Annotated in this window: 15 protein-coding genes; 10 read left to right on the forward strand and 5 right to left on the reverse strand. The window is 56.8% G+C overall.

Annotated features, from left to right (window positions below; all coding sequences use genetic code 11):
- Positions 1 to 43: 43 nt before the first annotated feature.
- From EHN06_RS05850 to EHN06_RS05870, 5 genes are all read left to right on the forward strand, one after another.
- Entirely contained in the window at positions 44 to 1,351 is a 1,308-nt protein-coding gene (locus tag EHN06_RS05850) for a MinD/ParA family ATP-binding protein (RefSeq protein WP_127331037.1), read from the forward strand.
- Positions 1,352 to 1,609: 258 nt separating this feature from the next.
- Positions 1,610 to 3,145, forward strand: coding sequence for a fatty acyl-CoA reductase (locus EHN06_RS05855; RefSeq protein ID WP_127331039.1), 1,536 nt, complete (start codon positions 1,610 to 1,612; stop codon positions 3,143 to 3,145).
- 323 nt (positions 3,146 to 3,468) lie between these two features.
- Positions 3,469 to 5,415 carry an acetate--CoA ligase gene (acs, locus tag EHN06_RS05860; protein ID WP_127331041.1) on the forward strand — a complete coding sequence of 649 codons (1,947 nt, stop codon included), beginning with the start codon at positions 3,469 to 3,471 and terminating at the stop codon, positions 5,413 to 5,415.
- Positions 5,416 to 5,459: 44 nt separating this feature from the next.
- Positions 5,460 to 6,125 (forward strand): response regulator transcription factor, encoded by a 666-nt coding sequence (locus tag EHN06_RS05865; protein ID WP_127331043.1) that lies wholly within the window; start codon positions 5,460 to 5,462, stop codon positions 6,123 to 6,125.
- Between the two features lie 384 nt (positions 6,126 to 6,509).
- A complete protein-coding gene (locus tag EHN06_RS05870) occupies positions 6,510 to 7,589 on the forward strand; it encodes a fatty acid desaturase family protein (RefSeq protein ID WP_127331045.1) in 1,080 nt (359 codons plus the stop codon).
- 244 nt (positions 7,590 to 7,833) lie between these two features.
- Here the strand turns inward: EHN06_RS05870 and EHN06_RS05875 are convergent, their stop codons facing one another.
- Positions 7,834 to 8,817 carry a D-2-hydroxyacid dehydrogenase gene (locus EHN06_RS05875; protein ID WP_127331047.1) on the reverse strand — a complete coding sequence of 328 codons (984 nt, stop codon included), beginning with the start codon at positions 8,815 to 8,817 and terminating at the stop codon, positions 7,834 to 7,836.
- Positions 8,818 to 9,075: 258 nt separating this feature from the next.
- On the opposite strand from EHN06_RS05875, the gene EHN06_RS05880 reads away from it, so the two are divergent.
- The 3 genes from EHN06_RS05880 to EHN06_RS05890 all read left to right on the forward strand — a co-directional run bounded on the left by EHN06_RS05880 (position 9,076) and on the right by EHN06_RS05890 (position 11,158).
- Positions 9,076 to 10,302: a pyridoxal phosphate-dependent aminotransferase gene (locus EHN06_RS05880; RefSeq protein WP_127331049.1), complete on the forward strand. Its 1,227-nt coding sequence runs from the start codon at positions 9,076 to 9,078 to the stop codon at positions 10,300 to 10,302.
- Between the two features lie 7 nt (positions 10,303 to 10,309).
- On the forward strand, positions 10,310 to 10,501 hold the full coding sequence (locus EHN06_RS05885; RefSeq protein WP_127331051.1) for a CPXCG motif-containing cysteine-rich protein: 192 nt from the start codon (positions 10,310 to 10,312) through the stop codon (positions 10,499 to 10,501).
- Positions 10,502 to 10,588: 87 nt separating this feature from the next.
- On the forward strand, positions 10,589 to 11,158 hold the full coding sequence (locus EHN06_RS05890) for a DUF1439 domain-containing protein (RefSeq protein ID WP_127331053.1): 570 nt from the start codon (positions 10,589 to 10,591) through the stop codon (positions 11,156 to 11,158).
- Positions 11,159 to 11,224: 66 nt separating this feature from the next.
- On the opposite strand, the gene EHN06_RS05895 is transcribed toward EHN06_RS05890, so the two are convergent.
- Positions 11,225 to 12,484, reverse strand: a complete 1,260-nt coding sequence (locus EHN06_RS05895; protein ID WP_127331055.1) for an aspartate aminotransferase family protein — start codon at positions 12,482 to 12,484, stop codon at positions 11,225 to 11,227.
- 77 nt (positions 12,485 to 12,561) lie between these two features.
- Positions 12,562 to 13,722, reverse strand: coding sequence for an isocitrate/isopropylmalate dehydrogenase family protein (locus tag EHN06_RS05900; protein WP_127331057.1), 1,161 nt, complete (start codon positions 13,720 to 13,722; stop codon positions 12,562 to 12,564).
- 184 nt (positions 13,723 to 13,906) lie between these two features.
- Here EHN06_RS05900 and EHN06_RS05905 point away from each other — a divergent pair, with 184 nt between their 5' ends.
- The gene (locus EHN06_RS05905) at positions 13,907 to 14,671 is read left to right on the forward strand and encodes an EAL domain-containing protein (RefSeq protein ID WP_206075766.1); all 765 of its coding nucleotides are present in this window, start codon (positions 13,907 to 13,909) and stop codon (positions 14,669 to 14,671) included.
- Positions 14,672 to 14,690: 19 nt separating this feature from the next.
- On the forward strand, positions 14,691 to 15,047 hold the full coding sequence (locus EHN06_RS05910; protein WP_164735584.1) for a hypothetical protein: 357 nt from the start codon (positions 14,691 to 14,693) through the stop codon (positions 15,045 to 15,047).
- On the opposite strand, the gene EHN06_RS05915 is transcribed toward EHN06_RS05910, so the two are convergent.
- Together EHN06_RS05915 and EHN06_RS05920 are read right to left on the reverse strand one after the other, a co-directional pair.
- Positions 15,044 to 18,097 (reverse strand): FAD-binding and (Fe-S)-binding domain-containing protein, encoded by a 3,054-nt coding sequence (locus EHN06_RS05915; RefSeq protein WP_127331059.1) that lies wholly within the window; start codon positions 18,095 to 18,097, stop codon positions 15,044 to 15,046. The genes EHN06_RS05910 and EHN06_RS05915 overlap by 4 nt on opposite strands.
- The gene (locus tag EHN06_RS05920) at positions 18,081 to 19,463 is read right to left on the reverse strand and encodes an MmgE/PrpD family protein (protein WP_127331061.1); all 1,383 of its coding nucleotides are present in this window, start codon (positions 19,461 to 19,463) and stop codon (positions 18,081 to 18,083) included. Before EHN06_RS05920 ends, EHN06_RS05915 begins: the two co-directional genes overlap by 17 nt.
- Between the last annotated feature and the right edge of the window lie 76 nt (positions 19,464 to 19,539).

A 19,539-nucleotide genomic window follows, 5' to 3' on the forward strand; every position in this document is an offset into this window, starting at 1 on the left:
GTGGCTCTTTATTCCTTTCAATTATGGATGCTCAACACTGGCGATGACGGCTACCCCGCGAGCAAAGCACAAAGTGAACCAGCCCCGAACGGTTGCAATTACCGGCGGTAAAGGTGGCGTGGGAAAAACATCCGTGGCATTGAACCTTGCGCTGACTCTTGCAAGGGAGGGGAGCCGTGTTCTTCTACTGGACGGTGACACGGATCTGGCGAATGTCAGCATCATGCTGGGGCGGTATCCCCGTAAGACCCTGGCCAATGTGATTTCCGGTGAATGTTCCCTGGGTGACGTGATCATGGCTGTGGACCATGATCTGCATATCGTCCCTGGCGCTTCCGGTGTTCAGGAATGCCTTGATATGGATGCCGGGGCCAGCGTGAGTATTCTCAAAGCCTTACACCGGCTGGAAACCCGGTATGACTATGTCATTACCGACACCGCTGCGGGTCTTCAGGCCGTCGGACTGCATATGATTGCCGCGTCGGAACTGGCCTGTGTTGTGGTCACTCCCGATCCGGCGTCGTTGACCGACGCCTTTTCTCTGATCAAGGTTCTCCAGCGGCGCGGTTATAAAAGGGTTCCCAGTGTGCTGGTGAACATGGCCCAGGGGGCCAGTCAGGCCCGCTCCGTGTTCCAGCGCCTGGATTCCGCGGCACAACGTCATCTGGGGCTTTCACTTCATTACCTGGGGGCAGTATGGCGGGACGAAACCCTGCGGCAATCAGTACTGGATCAGCGTCCCGTTGCGCTGATGCCGTCGTCGGATCCTTCCTGTCGGCAGTTTCGCACCCTCGCGGACATGTTGCACCTGCGCCTTGGTCAGGTGAGCCCGCGAAAGGCGGGGATTGCCGCATACTGGTATGAGGCTTCTCGCCGGACCCCGCCGCAGAAGAAGAAACCACCTGCCGGTGGACGGTCTGTCAGTGTGAAGGAAAGGAGCCTGGAGCTGGTCGGGGAGCTGGGTGAGTTGCTGGCTCAGGAAAAGGATGCTGCGATGCTTCGATATGATGCATTCAACGGGTTGTTTGCACTGCTGGGGCGCACGTTGGATGAGACCACCATCGAGATTATCCAGACCGGTCTGGCGGCTTTCGAATGGGAGAATCTGTCTGTGGAGCAGCGCCATCATTTTGCGGCTCATCTACGCCAGCTGGCGGACCAGGTCGCTTCCTTCCGGGATAATAGAGAGCCGGCACCTGGACAGATTGCAGAGTCACCAGTTCCGTTCTATGACCGGGGACGTTTTGGTGAGCAGGATCAGTTGGTTAAAGCGTTGAAGGAACAGCCCACCGATATTTCGCTGGACCAGCTTTTGCGGTCGCTGGCAGCGTCTGACAGGGATCGTTCCTGATCCCATTCTTCTCGCCTATCGCGGGATACCCGCACCCAACATTTATTTCATTTGATTGTTTCTGTTTGTAGCGTACATTTGTCCTGTGTCACCGCACTGTCATCGAAGTCGTGCAATTATTAATCTCTTTTTTTCGGATAGTGGCCTGCTTAATGCAGCAGCTATCCTCGTGCTTTCTTTATGTTCGCCATAGGGCTGTAGACGGTCAGGAAAGAAGCATTCATAGCCACAGACTATTTATGAGAAGGAGTTCTCGGCATGGTACAACAGCTTCAAACTTCAGAGTCATCTTCCACCGTTCTTGAACATTTGCGCGGCAGGCATGTGCTGGTAACGGGCACAACTGGCTTCCTGGGTAAGGTGGTTCTGGAAAAACTGATTCGTGCGGTTCCCGACATTGGAGGGATCCATCTGCTGATCCGGGGAAACAAACGGCACCCCAATGCCCGTGAGCGTTTCCTTCACGAAATTGCCACTTCTTCGGTTTTCGAGAGATTGCGTCAGGAGGATAACGAGGCCTTCGAGACCTTTATTGAAGAGCGGGTGCACTGTATTACCGGTGAAGTGACGAAGCCCCGTTTCGGATTGACCCCCGAGCGCTTCGCGACACTTGCCAACCAGGTGGATGCGTTCATCAACTCCGCCGCAAGCGTGAATTTCCGCGAAGAACTGGATAAGGCGCTCACCATCAACACCCTGTGTCTGAATAACGTGGTGGAACTGGCTCGGCGGAACAACAGGATGGCGGTTATTCAGGTGTCCACCTGCTACGTGAATGGCAAGAATTCCGGTCAGGTGACCGAATCGGTCATTAAACCCGCCGGTGAGAACATTCCCCGTAGCACGGCAGGTTACTATGAGATAGACGAGCTGGTCCGGCTTCTGGAAGACAAAATTGCCGACGTCCGATCCCGGTATTCCGGAAAGGTGCTGGAAAAGAAGCTGGTTGATCTGGGGATTCAGGAGGCCAACCACTACGGTTGGAGTGATACCTACACCTTTACCAAGTGGTTGGGTGAGCAGCTGTTGATGAAAGCTCTGGATAAGCGTGCACTGACCATCGTCAGGCCCTCCATTATTGAAAGCGCTCTGGAAGAACCTGCCCCGGGCTGGATTGAAGGCGTTAAAGTGGCCGATGCCATTATCCTTGCCTACGCCAGGGAGAAAGTAACGCTTTTCCCCGGTAAGCGCAGCGGTATCATTGATGTGATTCCGGTGGACCTGGTTGCCAACGCTATCATTCTGTCCTTTGCTGAAGCTCTGGTTGAGCCACCACAGCGCAGGATTTACCAGTGTTGCAGCGGTAGCAGCAACCCCATTTCCCTGGGCGAATTCATTGATCATCTGATGGCAGAGTCCAAGGCCAACTACGCTGCTTATGAACAACTGTTCTATCGTCAGCCGAGCAAACCATTCATTGCGGTGAACCGTAAGCTATTCGACGCTGTGGTAGGCGGAATGCGAATACCGTTAAGCCTGACCAGTCGGGTTATGCGAATGCTGGGTCAGAACCGGGAACTTAAAATGTTGCGAAACCTCGACACCAGTCGTTCCCTGGCAACGATTTTTGGCTTCTACACCGCACCAGACTACGTTTTCCGCAATGATTCCCTGCAGGCCCTGGCCTCCAGGATGGGGGAGCAGGATCAGGCGTTGTTCCCGGTGGATGCCCGCCGGATCGACTGGTCATTTTATTTGCGCAAGACTCACCTTGCGGGATTGAATCAGTACGCCCTGAAAGAGCGTAAGCTGTACAGTCTTCGTAGTGCAAAAGCGCGCAAGAAAGCTGCTTGATGGCCCGTCAGGCGTCTGGTCTATGGCTGGGCGCCTTTGGTACCCCCCCTTTTTTGAAATCCCATTCCGACACCTTGCGGTTCGGTGTGACAGGGCTATCCTTTTATCCAGGCTCTCAAATAACGTGATTACCCGTTGTTATCATATGGGTTTAGCTCCTGTCTCGTAGAAAAGTTCAGGAACATTAGGACGTTAGTCTAATTCATTGTGTGGTGGCACACATGTTGAACTACAGCTATCCGTCTTCAGGGCCGAGATGCCCGACACTCTCTGTATTACAAAACCGATAATGACAACAGACTCTAAACTATAGGGGGAGCACAATGACTGAAAAACACGTTTATCCGGTGAGTCCGGAAGTGGCCAAGCACGCGCTGCTGAATCGTGATCAGTACGAGGAGATGTATCGCCAGTCCATTCAGGATCCGGATGCGTTCTGGGGGGAGCACGGCAAGCGCCTCGATTGGATCAAACCGTTTTCCCGGGTCAAGAATACCACCTACGATTACGACAACCTTTCCATTAAATGGTTTGAGGATGGCGAGCTCAATGCCGCCGCCAACTGTCTGGACCGTCACCTGGAAAAGCGTGGCGATCAGACCGCTATTATATTCGAGGGTGACGACCCGGCCGATTCCCGCCATGTGACCTATCGCGAACTGTATGAAGAAACCTGCAAGTTCGCCAACGTCCTGAAAGATCAGGGTGTAAAAAAAGGGGATGTGGTCACTATCTACATGCCGATGATTGTTGAAACAGGCGTTGCCATGCTGGCTTGCGCCCGTATCGGCGCTATCCACTCCGTCGTCTTTGGCGGCTTTTCTCCGGAAGCACTCGGTGCCCGTATTGCCAACGGCAAGTCCCGTTTTGTGGTAACCGCCGACGAGGGTGTCCGTGGCGGTCGCAAGATTCCATTGAAGAAGAACGTAGACGCGGCGCTGAGCAACGACGCCAACGCCAATGTCGACAAGGTGATTGTGGTCAAGCGTACCGGTGGTGACGTGCCTTGGAATGAAGCTCGGGATGTAAGCTACGAAGAGCTTATGAAGAGTGCGTCAACGGATTGCCCGGCTGAGCCGATGAACGCGGAAGATCCGCTGTTCATGCTGTACACCTCCGGCTCTACCGGTGCGCCAAAGGGCGTTCTGCACACCACCGGTGGTTACATGGTCTATACGTCGATGACCCATCAGTATGTGTTTGATTACCACGATGGTGACATCTACTGGTGCACCGCCGATTTCGGTTGGGTTACCGGCCATAGCTATATCCTGTACGGCCCGCTCGCCAACGGCGCTACCACGGTGCTGTTCGAGGGCGTACCCAACTACCCGGACACATCCCGTATGGGCCAGGTGGTGGATAAGCACAAGGTGAACATCCTGTACACCGCCCCCACCGCCATCCGCGCGCTGATGGCCGAAGGCGAGTCCTGCATGGATGGCACTACCCGCGACAGCCTGCGTCTATTGGGCTCCGTGGGTGAGCCCATCAACCCGGAGGCCTGGGAGTGGTATCATCGCGTCATCGGTAACAGTCGGTGCCCGATCGTGGATACCTGGTGGCAGACCGAAACCGGCGGCATCCTTATTTCGCCGCTGCCCGGTGCCATTGATCTCAAACCGGGCTCCGCCACTGTGCCGTTCTTTGGTGTCAAACCGGCGCTGGTCGACAACGACGGCAATATCCTGGAAGGCAAGGCCGAGGGTAACCTGGTTATCCTGGACAGCTGGCCCGGCCAGATGCGCACCATCTACGGCGACCACGAACGCTTCAAGCAGACCTACTTCAGCACCTACAAGGGCATGTACTTCACTGGTGACGGCGCTCGTCGCGATGAGGATGGTTACTACTGGATCACGGGTCGGGTGGACGACGTACTGAACGTCTCCGGTCACCGTCTCGGTACCGCCGAAGTGGAAAGTGCCCTGGTGGCCCATGACAAAGTCGCCGAGGCGGCTGTGGTAGGCTACCCTCACGAGATCAAAGGGCAGGGTATCTATGTCTACGTAACCCTGGTTCACGGTGAGGACCCATCGGACGAGCTGAAGAAGGAGCTGGTCCAGTGGGTGCGTAAGGAGATTGGTCCGATCGCGTCTCCGGATGTGATCCAGTGGGCGCCTGGACTGCCCAAGACCCGTTCTGGCAAGATTATGCGCCGGATTTTGCGTAAAATCGCGTCAAACGAGCATGATCAGCTGGGCGATACCTCCACACTGGCGGACCCGGGTGTGGTGGATGACCTGATCAGTGGTCGTGCGAACAAGTAAGGCCTGCTTGTTATCAGGCCGTGTACCTGTGAGGAATCTGTTGAATGACACAAACCATTATCATCGCCGATGATCACCCGCTGTTTCGTGCAGCTTTGAAGCAGGCGGTCAGTCAGGCGGTTCCTGATGCGGAAACAGTCGAGGTCGACAGCATCAAGGCGCTGCAGGCGGCGGTGGAGTCGCATCCGGATGCGGATCTGGTGCTGCTGGATCTCAATATGCCGGGTGCCCACGGCTTCTCCGGGCTGGTGTTCATGCGCGGGCAGTATCCGGGGTTGCCGGTGGTGGTTGTGTCGGGATCGGAGGAATTGCAGGTGATGCGTCGTTCGATCGACTATGGGGCGTCCGGCTTCATTCCGAAGTCGGCGCCGCTGCCGACCATTACCGAGGCGATCCAGGCTGTCCTGGAAGGGGATGTCTGGCTGCCGGAAGGTGTGGCGGACAAGATTGAGCAGATGCATTCGGATATGACGGATTTTTCCGAGAAGCTGGCGTCGCTGACGCCGCAGCAGTTCCGGGTGCTGGGTATGTTGGCCGAGGGGCTTCTGAACAAGCAGATTGCGTATGATCTGGATGTGTCGGAGGCGACCATCAAGGCACATATTACGGCGGTGTTCCGGAAGCTTGGAGTTCGGAACCGGACTCAGGCGGTGATTGCGATTCAGCAGATGGAGATTGATCCTTCGGATCAGTCGTTGTCTGGTAGCTGACGTTCAGCTTTGTCTGGTGTATGTGAAACGGGAGCCTTGGGGCTCCCGTTTTTTTTTGCTCCTTTGGCTCTTTTGCTTCGGAGTGGGGCGCTGGGCGGGTGGACCTTCCACGGGCACGCTACAAGCACATCCCTGTGCGCTTCGCTTCGGCCATCCATGGCCGAAGAGATCCCGTGGAAGGTCCACCCGCCCAGCGCCTCCGGCTCCGGTGATGGCTTCTCTTTCCGCGAATACGCGTGTACGCAAATAATATTTTAATCACCAAATATTCATCTAACTGCCATTGTCATTGTTGTTTTCTTTCTGTAAATTCGGCTCACACTTGTACGCTCAAATTCAAGTAGGCGTGCTGAGCCATTGTGTTTTCAGAATGAAAGGTGACGAATGAACGCTGCTGTAAAGCCCGATTCCATGGGAAATGCTGTGTTTGGAAAACCCGATGAGCGCGAGCTTCGGGACCGGATGAAGAAGGAGCTGCCGGCGGATACGTTTCAGGCGCAGACCTGGCGGGTGATCTGGTTTCTGCCGTTGCAGCTGATCATCTGGGGTGGGATTGCGACGATTCTGCTGGCGGGTTTGCCGTGGTATGCAAATCTGGGGCTTGGGCTGGTGGTGGGGCACACCATTGGCTGTCAGGCGCTGTTGGCCCATGAGGTATTGCACGGGGCGCTGGGGATGAGCAAGCGCTGGCAGAATTTCTTTGGCTGGCTGGGGTTCGGGCCTTTGATCGTGCCGCCGGAGTTCTGGCGGAAGTGGCACAATGTGGTGCACCACGGCAATACCAACGCCGGGGATACGGATCCGGACAGTTTTGGTACCCTGCGTCGCTACAAGACCGATCCCAAGCAGAAGAAGTTCACCAAGCTGGCGCCGGGTTCGGGGACCTGGTACAGCTACCTGTTCCTGACCTATTCGTTCACCTTCCATGCGCAGTTGGTGCTGTGGTTCCAGGCCAAGCGCCGCAGGCAGTTCCAGGGTTTCGATCGTAGCAAGGCGATTCGTCAGACTTTCTATTGCATGGCCGTCTGGGCGGTGCTGGCGGTGATTTCCGGGCCGTTGGCACTGTTTACGGTGTTGATACCGTTCATGGTGGCCAACGCCCTGGGGCAGGGGTATATCCTCACCAATCATTTCCTGCGTCCGCAGACGGCTACCAATAATCCGCTGGATAACTCCATGAGCCTGCGGAGCCATCCGGTTCTGGATCGGTTGCACTTCCGGTTCAGTCACCATGTGGAGCACCATTTCTTCCCGAAAATGGGACACAACATGGCGCCGCGGGTGCGGAAGTGGCTGGAGGAGAATCATGGTGAGCGGTACATGGCCATGCCTCATAGCACGGCGCTGAAGCTGCTATACACGACGCCGAGGGTTTATAAGTCGTCTACAGAGCTGGTGGATCCGAATAATCCGGAGCGGGTGTTTGATTTGTTGCCATTGCAGAAACAATACGCGGCCAGATAATGTTGTCGGTTTACTGCCCTGCGGGCCTAAGCCGACCTATGCTGTGATGCCGGAATGTTTGTCGGATTACGCCTGAGGCTAATCCGACCTACGTCATGCCCCGAACTGGGACAAATGCTCGGAGGAGCGGGCGGAAGGGCCGTATTCCAAAACCGTGCGGAGCCATGGATGGCGGAGCCGAGCGTACAGGGATGTATCCACAGCGTGTTTTGGAATACGGCCCTTCCGCCCGCTCCGGACTCGACTACTTGCTCCCAGCGTACCCAAGCTCCTTATCCACCAGGTTAAACAGCTCCTCACCACCGTGCCAGCGATCAAAGTTCTCCAGGAACTGGTCGGTGAGGGCACGCTTCCAGCCGATGAAATCGCCGGCCATATGGGCCGTCATGATGACGTTCTCCATGTCCCACAGTGGATGATCTTCAGGCAGCGGTTCTTCCTCAAACACATCCAGGCCGGCGCCGGAGATCTCGCCATCACGCAGGGCCTCGACCAGATCATCGGTTTTCACAATGGGGCCGCGGCCAATATTGATCAGCCGGGCGTGCGGGCGCATGGTCTTGAACGCCTTTTGGTCGAACAGACCTTCGGTCTGGGGTGTCAACGGCGCGGCGATCACCACGTAATCCGCCAGCGCAAGTTGTTCGAACAGGTCGTCGTTGCTGTGCACCGCGACAAAGTCAGGGTCGTCATGACGGGCCCTGCGGGCGATGCCGTGGGGCTTCATGCCGACGGCGCTGACCAGGCGGGCGATCTGGCGACCAATGGACCCCGCGCCCACCACCAGCACCTGACTGCCTTGCGCACGTTCGGTATCCCGATGCCGCCACTTATGGTCCATCTGCAGGCGAATGGAGCGGGGAAAGTCCTTGGCGAACATCAGAATGGTGCAGAGCACATACTCCGCGATGGTGCGGTCGAAAATGCCCCGGGCGTTGGTGACCGTGACGTCGCCTTTGATCAGGGCCGGAAACATCAGAGCATCGACCCCTGCGCTGGTGGCGTGTATCCACTGTAGTTTGTCCGCCGCAGGCCAAGCCGCTTCCAGGGCTTCGGTGCGGAAGTCCGTCACCATCATCACATCTGTGCCTGGCAGGGTCTCTCGCAGGGTGGGTTCGTCACAGGCAAACCTTACGGTGGCTCTGGCCCGGAGGGCATCCATTCCAGGCGGTTCCTGTTCGTCCGGGGCAGTCAGAACGGTTACGACCGGCTTGCTGTGTTTTGTCATCTGTCCTCCACTCACCTGAAAACGCTGTTTGGGGCGCCTGGCGCGTATGGCAAGGCGTTACAACCCAGTCTTGTACAGTCTGGTTCGCAGGTGGCGGACGGTCAACCTGAGTTGCTGAAACGGGGGTGTTCAGTGGCCGGAAAATCACCGTTGATCCAGACCCTGAATCTTTCTGTTGTTATGCCTTGTCGCCCTCTTCTTTACTGACTAACCTGCATGAGTAGCTTCTTTTTTGCCTTGTTTGCAGGAGGTATTCTTATGGCCGAAGCCGCCAACAACGAAATTGGCCAGACCAAGCCGCGGAAAGTGAAGTATCGCAAGAGCAAGGCTAGTTGGAACCCCGCCATGCAGGCGGTGCCGGTTCCCGGCATTCGCCGCATGGTGAATATGGCGGCCACCATGAAGGACGTGATTCATCTGTCCATTGGCCAGCCTGACTTGCCAACACCAAAACACATTATCGATGCCTATATCGATGCCCTGAATGCGGGGCAGACCGGTTACACCATGGACGCAGGCTTGCCGGAACTGCTGGTGGCGTTACGTGATTACTACGGCAAACGTTATAACCGGCGCTTGACCCGGGATAATATCCTGATTACAAGCGGTGCCACGGAGGCTATGTACCTGGCTATTTCGGCCACATCGGCACCGGGGCGGCAGTTTATCGTGACGGACCCGTCATTCCTGCTCTATGCGCCGTTGATCCGGATGAACGGTGGCGAGGTCAAGTTTGTCCCCACGCGCGCGGAGAACAATCATCAACTGGATCCGGACGAAGTCATCCGAGCCATGGGAGCCCGTACCTTTGCCCTGATCCTTAATAATCCGAACAACCCCACCGGCGCGGTTTATCCCCGCAGCACGGTGGAGACGATCCTGGAAGAATGCGCTTACCGCGGTGTTCAGGTGTATGCGGATGAGGTCTACGACCATCTGATTTTCGACGATGATGACTTTGCCAGCGTGCTGAACTGCTCGATGGACCTGGATAACATCATGTGCATCAGCAGCTTTTCCAAGACCTACAGTATGGCGGGGTTGCGGATTGGCTGGGTTATTTCGAGCCAGGCGGCCATCAAGTCCCTGCGTCGCTACCACATGTTCACTACTTCGGTGGCCAACACGCCGTCCCAGTTTGCCGGGGTTGCGGCATTGACGGGGGATCAGCAGTGCGTCAGGGATATGGTGGACATTTATCGGGAGCGGCGTGACAAGGTGGTTGAGCTGATTGATCAAACGCCTCATCTGACCGGCTACAAGCCAGGCGGTGCATTCTTTGCGTTCCCGGATCTGCCGCCTCACGTGGATGGTTCCGATCTTTCTCTGCGCATGCTGAAGGAAACCGGCGTATGTATGGTTCCCGGCGATGCCTTTGGTGAGCACTGTACCAACGCGGTCAGGATCAGTTTCTCGACCACCTGCGAGAAGCTGGAAGAAGCGTTCGACCGGATTATACCCTGGATGGCGAAGCAGCAATTCTGAGGTGGATATGTCAGCCCTGGATTCCGTTCTCATTCAATGTCCGTACTGCTGGGAGACGCTGGAAATCAGCGTCGACCCCTCAGTACAGGAGCAGGAGTATGTTGAGGACTGCCAGGTCTGTTGTCAGCCGATACTGCTGAAGGTCATCGTAAGTGATGACCTGACGCCCCATGTGGAGGCTCACGCGGAGAACGAGTGATCGTTCCTAACGAATTCTTAACCTACCTCATGGTCGCGATAGCATAGGCTGGCCTCTCGTATTCATGATCATTCCGGAGATACATCCATGGTAGTCAAACGATCATCTGTTCTGTCGGCCGTCCTCATTTTGGCGGTGAGTCTGATTAGCGGTTGTGCCAGCCTGTCGCCGTACTCCATCTCCGAAGGCACCCTGGAGCGCCATCTCCAGGATGCCGTTACTGACTTTGACCGGAAACAACTGCAAAGTGGATCACCGCTGAGCCTGAGTCTGAACGATGCTGACATCACTCTGGGGCCTGACGGCCGGGATGTGGCCGTTATCGATCTCAGGGGGCAGGTGGCACTCAATGCGCTGATGGCCAAGCTTCCGGTGGACCTGGCGCTGAAAGTGGAGGGCGCGCCAGTTTACGATTCCGAGGAAAGAGCGGTTTATATCCGTCGTCTGCAACTGCTCGAGAGCAGTATTGATTCACCATTGTTCAAGGGTGATCTCAAGCCAGTGACCGATAACGTGATGCGGGTAGTGGCGCACATGCTGGAGACCATGCCCGTCTATCGTCTGGACGACACGGACCTTGCCCAGCGGATGGTCGGCATGGTGCCAATGGACGTCCGCGTGGCCCCCGGTCGGCTTGAGTTTGTGATGTCAGAGTAGGCAGGAAAGAACGTAAAAGGGGCCGAATCAGCGGCCCCTTTTCGTTTATCTGCGTTATCAGGCAGTTCAGGCGGTTGCTTTCAGAGCTTCCTCAAAAATAGTCACGGCTTCGTCAATCTGTTGTTCATTGACGATCAGCGGCGGCAGCCAGCGCACGATCTCCTGATAGGGACCACAGCGCAACATCAGTAAGCCACGTTTTTCGCATTCCTTGAGAATCCTGCCAGCCCGTTCGCCGTCCGGAGCGTTGTCACGGCGCATTTCCACGCCCACCATCAGGCCCATACCGCGAACGTCCGCCATGTCCGGAAAGTCGTTCTTCAGTTTGTGGAGACTGTCCCAGAGGCGCTGGCCCATCTTGTTGGCGTTCTCGACCAGACCTTCTTCGCGAATGACGTCAATGGTTGCAATAGCAGCGGCGGCGGCGACCGCGTTGCCGCCGTATGTGCCACCCTGGGAGCCGGGCCAGCCCTTGGCCATGGTTTCTTCCGATGCCGCCAGCGCTGAAATCGGAAAGCCGCTGGCCAGACCCTTGGCGATCATGATGGCGTCCGGCGTCACACCGAAATGCTGGTGGGCCCAAAACTGGCCGCTGCGACCGAAGCCGGCCTGAACTTCATCGAACACCAGCATAATGCCATGTTTGTCACAGCGCTCACGCAGACCTTTCAGGAACCTGGCGTTGGCGGGTACATAGCCACCTTCACCCTGTACCGGTTCGATCAGCATGGCGGCGGTTTCCCTGGGGGCGGAATAGGTGACAAAGATCCGGTCCAGTTCGCGCAGACAGAAATCGGTGGTGTCCTCCAGATTCCAGCCATAGTGGTGAGCGTGGGGGAAGGGCGCCACGACAACGCCCCCCATCATCGGGCTGACCCCGGCGCGGAGCCCGACACTGGAAGTGGTCAGCGACAGGGAGCCCATGGTGCGCCCGTGAAAGCCGCCATGGAAGACAATGATGTTAGGACGACCGGTGGCCTGTCGCACCAGACGGATGGCGCCTTCCGCCACCTCGGTGCCGGCGTTGGAGAAAAAGAACGCATTCAACGGGTCCGGGGTGAGTTCGCCGAGTTTTTCCGCCAGTTCCGGTAGCCGAGGATTCATCACCGTGGTGGCCTGGGCATGAATCATGGTAGCAACCTGTTTTTGCGCTGCCTCCACAACTTTCGGGTGGCAATGACCGGTACTGGTGACACCGATGCCGGAGGTAAAATCAAGATATCGCCGGCCTTCCGGATCAATGATATAGGCACCCTCGCCCTTGGCTGCGGTGATGCCAGTCGCCTGCTTCAGCAGTGGTGATAACTTGCCTTTATGGTCGGTCACGGTGCACCTCCCGAAGTGAATTGAGTCCCTCTTGCAGCCTAGCCCCAAAAAGTCGCTTTTCAAATGAATGAGAAAGATTAATTGCCCTGATTCAGTCGCTGGCAGATTGCGGTGCCGACTTCATGGGTGCCGCGCTGTGCTCCGGCGTTTTCCGCGAGATCCGCCGCCACGGCATCAAACAGCTTCTGGCCGGCAGCAGCCAGCGCCGGGTCCTTGCGTCCCAGCCACTCCAGCATACGTGCGGTGGTAAACAGCATGGCTGTGGGGTCCGCCAGGCCCTGGCCAGCGATATCCGGGGCACTACCGTGGGTGGGCTCGAACATGGACGGCATCTTCGGATCCGTAGGGTTCAGATTGCAGGAAGGGGCGACCCCCATGCCCCCCGACAAAACAGCGGCGAGATCCGTCAGGATGTCACCCTGCAGGTTACTGGCAACCACCACGTCAAACGCCCAGGGACACTGCACGAACTTCATGCAGGCAGCGTCCACGAGTTCGTGGTGAGTGGCCACATCCGGGTACTCCCTGCTGATCTCTTCAAAGGCCTCGGAGTACATATCACCCCAGTAACGCAGGGCATTGCGCTTGGTGACAATGCAAACCTGGCTTTCGCAAGTGCGGCCGTCCTGGGTCTTGAACCGACGTGTGCGCCCCTGTTTCATCCGTTCGCCGGCGCGCAGGCGTGCCTGTTCAAATCCATAGCGAATGATCCGATTGGTGGCGTAACGGGTGAACACCTCTATCTGGGTGGCGACTTCGTCCGGGGTGCCTTTGCGTAGGCGACCGCCCTGACTGACATATTCGCCCTCGCTGTTCTCCCGGATGACCAGCATGTCGATGTCTTTGGCGCGTTCATCGGCCAGGTACTGGCGTGCGCCGGGTAGTAGCCGTGCGGGGCGCTCACAGACCCATTGATCAAACCCCTTGCGCATATCCAGTAACGGCGCCAGGGAAACGCTGTCTGGCAACAGGTAGCGTTGTGGATCGTCGACCGGCCCCGGATCGCCCAGGGCACCCAGCAGGATGGCATCAAATGCTTTGAGTTGCTCCAGGGCGTCTTCCGGCATCGACTCGCCATGCTCTTCATGCCAGGCATGGGACGGCCAGGGAAAACGGGTCCATTCCAGGTCCAGGTTGTGCCTGGAACGCAGTGTCTCCAGGCAACGCACAGCCTCGGCGACAACTTCAGGGCCAATGCCATCGCCAGGGGTGACTGCGATTCGGGTTTTCTGGGCCATTCCGCGAACTCCTGTTTGTTTCTTCAATCGTATAGAACCGTAGCTGTCAGTGTAGCCCTGTGGTTGGGGGATGCCAGAGTTTTGAGTGAATGACGTTTTACCGGGGAGGGCTTCGAGGCTATAGTTGGAAAAGTTTATTGATTCTAAACTCAATTTGCTCGTTGGGGGCAGTCAAGGAGAGGGTGTGAATCGGCCTGCCGTTTTGTTTGATGAGTCTAAATGTGAGCAATGTGCGTGCGGCGAGGGATTGGATTTTTCCTTTTCATTTGCCTTCCAACCCATCGTTGATGTGCAGAGTAAAACGGTTTTTGCTTACGAAGCTTTGGTCAGGGGTATTGGCGGTGAGGGGGCGATGAGTGTTCTGGCAAACGTAAATGCGCGTAACAGGTATACGTTTGACCAGATTTGCCGGGTTAAAGCGGTCAAGCTTGCCTCCCGGCTCAATATGGCGGCCATGCTCAGCATTAACTTCATGCCAAATGCTGTGTATGAAGCCAAATATTGCATTCGCACTACGTTGGCGGCTGCGAAAAAATATGATTTTGATACCTCGAAGATCATATTTGAGGTTATTGAGGACGAGAAGCTGACATCGGTAGAGCACCTTGCCTCGATCATAGAGGACTACAAGGAAATGGGGTTCAGTACGGCGATTGATGATTTTGGCGCCGGATATTCCCGCTACGATATCATGACGCTCAGCCCTCCTGATCTTCTGAAACTGGATATGGACCTGATACGCAATATCCACCAGGAACCCAACAAGCAGGCCGTGGTAGCAGGCATTATTACCATGATGCAAAAGCTGGGTGGCAATATTGTGGCAGAAGGCGTTGAAACTAAAGACGAATATGCCTGGTTGCGGTCGCAGGGTATTAATCTGTATCAGGGGTACCTTTTCGCACGACCAACATTCGAGGCTCTTCCTGAGCCTTATTTTCCGGACTAATAGTCATTGAGGTTACATCTTGCTGTATCGTATTGTCACGATTGTTGGCGGACTGGTCTTTGTCATTGTCCTGTTCACCCTGATCTGGTTTTTCTGTAAGCAATTCTTGTTACGTCACGGTGTTCGGGAGCAGGTGTCCGACCGGGCAACGGTGTTAGCTACCTGGACTTTTGCTGGTATCAGTGTCGGGCTAGTGTTTGCTGTGGTAGGTGCGTTTATTCTAGGTCCCTGGGCATTCTACCGCACCTTGCGGGGCCATGATGTGCCTGTTTCCGATAGTGCAGCCATCTGGTGGGGGTTTGGGATCGTGGTTCTGTCCATGGGAATCACCACCGCCGGGTTCCTCGGTTTCCTTGCCCTGGTCGGTGCATACTAGGTCGCTGTTCCTTCATTCACGCGCTCAAGCAAATATTCCATCGGGTGCCTTATTCTCTCCTGTTGAATTCGTTTGACCTGGGACCGGCAGGAATAGCCGGTGGCCACGATATTCGCGGCACCCAGGGACTCCACTTTCCCGCGCCAGGAAAGGTCATAAATCGTTGCTGAGGTTTCTCTGTTGCGGGTTTCGTGGCCGTAGGTGCCCGCCATGCCACAGCACCCGGATGCCTCGATTGTCAGCTTCTGGCCCAGTGCTTCGAACACGGTTTGCCATTGCGTCATGCTGCCCATTGCGTTGGTCTTCTCGGAGCAATGTCCCAGCAGTGACACCTCTCCGGCTGTGAATATCGTGGCGCGGCTTTCCAGGAATGCCCGGTGCTCCGACAGGAACTCCTGCAGCAAACTGACCCGTGGTACCCGGGCGTTCACATATTTTCTGTACTCGGAGCGATAGGCGAGTGTCATGGAAGGATCAATGCCGACCAGAGGTATCCCGAATCGCCCAAACCTGTTGAGAAGCTTGGTGTGGCTGTCGGCAATGGTTCGGAATCGTTGCAGGAACCCATGCACATGCAGCGGCTTGCCATTGGCGTGGTAAGGCAGTAGCCAAACGTTGAACCCCAGCTTTTTCAGGCACTTGAGAATCGCTGAAAAGGTATCCGTTTCGAAGTAGCTGGTAAATGCGTCCTGAACGATAATCACGGCACGTGCCCGTTCCTTGTCTGAAAGTGCACTCAGCGTTTTTTCGTTCGCCAGGTCAATATCCAGATCCCTTGCCGCTGCGACAGGAGAGGGTGCGCTCAGGAGTGGGCTGTCTACCATCCCGGCTCTTCTGAGCAGTGACCTGATCAGTCCGAGGCGCATCAGGTGGTTGTATATGGGCCGTATAAGCGGATTGGCGATCCAGGGTAGCATCTGCTCAAGCTGCCCGATGAAATGGTCCTTCACCGGTCTCAGGTACCGTCCGTAATACAGTTGGAGAAATCGAGTCCGGAATTCGGGGACATCCACCTGAACGGGACACTGGCTTGCGCATGACTTGCAGGAGAGGCATCCGGCCATGGAGTCAAACACCTCGTTGGAGAAGTCGTAGTCTCCACGAGCCCGATGGAAGGTGTTCACTGTTTTCCGGAATGCTGTTCGCAGGCCCGTGTCGGCCTCCGTCTGGTGGGCGAGCTGTTCGCTATCAATGTCATGCTCTCCGAGCAACCGTAACCATTCCCTCATTAGCGAGGCCCGACCTTTCGGCGAGTGACGCCGGTCCCGTGTGCCTTTCCAGGACGGGCACATGGCGTCGTCAGGGTCGTAGTTATAGCAGGCGCCATTGCCATTGCAGTTCATTGCATCCTGTTGATGGGCGAGACTTTTTGCCGGTATCGTACGATCGAGTTGGCCCCGCAACCCAGGCTCGTCCAGCCGGGTGAGCGGAATTCGGGCAGACGTAGTGGCAATTTTTCCGGGGTTCAGCTGGTTGTTCGGGTCGAAGGCACGCTTGACGGCCTGCAGCTCCGGATACAGGTCGCCAAAGAAATCGGGAGCAAATTCCGAACGGAACCCCTTGCCGTGCTCGCCCCACAGCAGACCACCATACTGTCTGACCAGCTTGACGACTTCCTCCGTGACCCTGCGGACCCGCTCGATGGTTTCCGCCTGCTTCAGGTCCAGCGCAGGCCTTACATGCAGAACACCGGCGTCCACATGTCCGAACATACCGTAGTTCAGCTGTTCACGGTCGAGCAGGGCCCTGAACTTCATAATGAAGTCCGCCAGGTGTTCGGGGGGAACGACCGTGTCCTCGACAAAGGCAATGGGGCGGGCTTCACCCGCTGTCTTCCCGAGCAGCCCCACGGCACGTTTGCGCATGGCCCAGATGCGGTTGACCGGTGTTGCTCCCCGGGCAATGGAGTACGTCCGGGAGCCCGTATGTTCTGATGCATCGAGAATCCGGGTCAGTCTCGCGATACCGTCTTCCAGTTCCTGTTCCGAGGCGGCGGTATATTCGACCAGATTGACGCCTGCCACGTGGCCTTCGCCGGTCCTGAAAAATGGTGCCACGCCTTCCCAGACGATGTCTGTCCTGGCCATGTCCAGAACCTTATTGTCCACCGTTTCTATCGACGCCGGTTGCGCCTGCATCAGTGTCCGGGCATCTCTCAGTGATGCGTCGAAGCTGTCGTACTGAACCACAATCAAGGCCTGAAATTCAGGGATGGGTTCCAGGTTTATTCGGGCCTCGGCAATGAACCCCAGTGTGCCCTCGGAGCCGCAAAGAACGCTGTTGGCATTCAGACGCCCGTCATCATCACGTATGTGGGCCAGGTCGTAACCGGTCAGGCAACGGTTCAGCTTCGGAAAGCGGGCTTGGATGTCTTCCCGTCGACGGTCCCAGATGTCCACAAGTTTACGATAGATCTCTCCCGTGCGATCGTTTGTGTTAAGCGCTGCAGACTCGTCTTCCGGCGACAGGGGGTGGCTGTGAAGTACGGAGCCGTCCATCAGAACAGTGACCAGGTCGAGCACATGGTTCCGGGTTTTACCGTACATCACCGAGCCCTGTCCGCTGGCATCGGTGTTGATCATGCCCCCAATTGTGGCGCGGTTACTGGTGGAGAGTTCCGGTGCGAAAAACAGTCCACGGGAGCGAACTGCCGCATTGAGCTGATCCTTGACCACTCCGGCCTCAACCCGGGCCCATCGCTCTTCGCTGTTGATTTCAAGGATCCGGTTCATGTGGCGCGAGAGGTCAACAACGATCCCGTCGGTCAGGGATTGCCCGTTGGTGCCGGTACCGCCACCTCTCGGGCTGAGTACGATGTCGCTCCAGTCCGGCTTGCCGGCCAGCGATGTGAGGCACTGGAGGTCCTGTCTGTCTCTCGGGAACACAATCGCCTGAGGCAATACCTGATAAATGGAGTTGTCCGTTGCCAGAACGGTTCGGGTGGCGTAATCGGGAGATAACTCCCCCCGGAATCCGGCGCGTTTTAGGCTCTCCATGAAGGCAAGGTAGCGGGACTGGGTTGGCGTAATCCGGTCAAGACGAGGGAGCATGATTGGTGTCCAGGGGCTGAGTGGCAGTCCGGGAATGGTTCGTGGCGGGCACTGGGCCCAGCAGGTTCAGAAGGTCAGACGCAGGCCGGTTTAGCAGCGTCTTGACCGTTTTGATGATGGCTTCGCTTTGAGGCCCGATGGCCGGTTGGCTCAGTTGCCGGAATTTTCCCACCATCTCGGACTCTGAAAGTGGCTGGTGCGGGGTTCCTCTGGCCTCAAAATCCTGGCTGACCAGCTCTGTTCCATTGTTCAGGCACAGTGTTACCCGGGCGAAGCGACGGGCCGGGAATGCAAGGTTGAACGTTTCGTTTTCTGTCACCGTGACGGTTCGGGCCAGTCGCTGAATATCCGGATTCAACAGGTCAGTCGTGACGGAGTGCTGGTCAATGGTTTGACCATGCAGGGCACAGGCCACGGCCCAGGGCAGGCTGTATTGGGCCTGCTCGGTGTTGTGCGGCATGGTGGTGTGGAGGCGTTTTGCCTGGTGGAACGTTGTAATATCAATATGATCAATATCTCGGGGATTCGTGAGCTGATCCATCAATGACAGGGTGGCTTCTACGGCCGGCTGTGCCCAGTAACATACCGGGAAGCGCTTGAAGTAGGTTTGCCGGAAATGCCATTGATCACCAAAATTCCGCCAGGCCGATGCCACGGTCTCGTCCGCCCCGGCTGCTTCACCAAGCAGCAGGGCCGGGGCTCCGGTAAACCCGCTTTGGGCCAGCAGGACGGCAGAGAGGCCCGTCATGGCACCCCAGCCTGAGCCATCTTTCAGCATCGTCGGGTAGTCGATGCAACGCATCATCTGACTGCGGGGGCCATAGAACTCCGCAATGCCCAGCGCATGGTCAAGCTGATCAGCGTTCAGTTGCTTTAGCCGCGCCGCCATCGCGGCTACGCCGAGGCAGTTCCAGGCACCGGAAGTGTGGTAATCACAGGCTGAGGCATGCAATGAGATGCCTGCCCGGATCGCCACTTCGTAACCGATAGCCAGTTCACCGAGGAACCGCCGGCCGGACAGCCGTCCACATTCCGGCAGCGCAAGGAGAGCAGGCAGCAGGGCGACACCGGCGTGCCCCTTGGTCAGTACATGACCGTCGTGGCCATCAAGGGCATCAATCAGCCAACCGCCATAGAGTGCGGAACCGATGGACGATGCGGAGCCCTCACCGAAGAGCAGTGCCTGGTCGCCCGGGAATTGGCTCAGTACAAACTTCCGGGCGATCCCGGCCAGGGATGTTTCACCGGCGGCAATGGCGACCCCCAACAGATCGAGCAGGCAGGTTTCTGCCACCCGATACAGGTCGTCGGGAAGGTTGCAGGCATCCAGTTCAAGAATCCGTGATGAGAGCGACTCGCAGGCCATGAGGGCAAATCCCGTTCTATTATTGTTGCCCCATGATTGAGTTTTGCGGACGGTCTGGCAGCGAAAAAAACGACGG

Origin of the sequence: Marinobacter sp. NP-4(2019), from assembly GCF_003994855.1 — a bacterium.
GTDB lineage: Bacteria > Pseudomonadota > Gammaproteobacteria > Pseudomonadales > Oleiphilaceae > Marinobacter.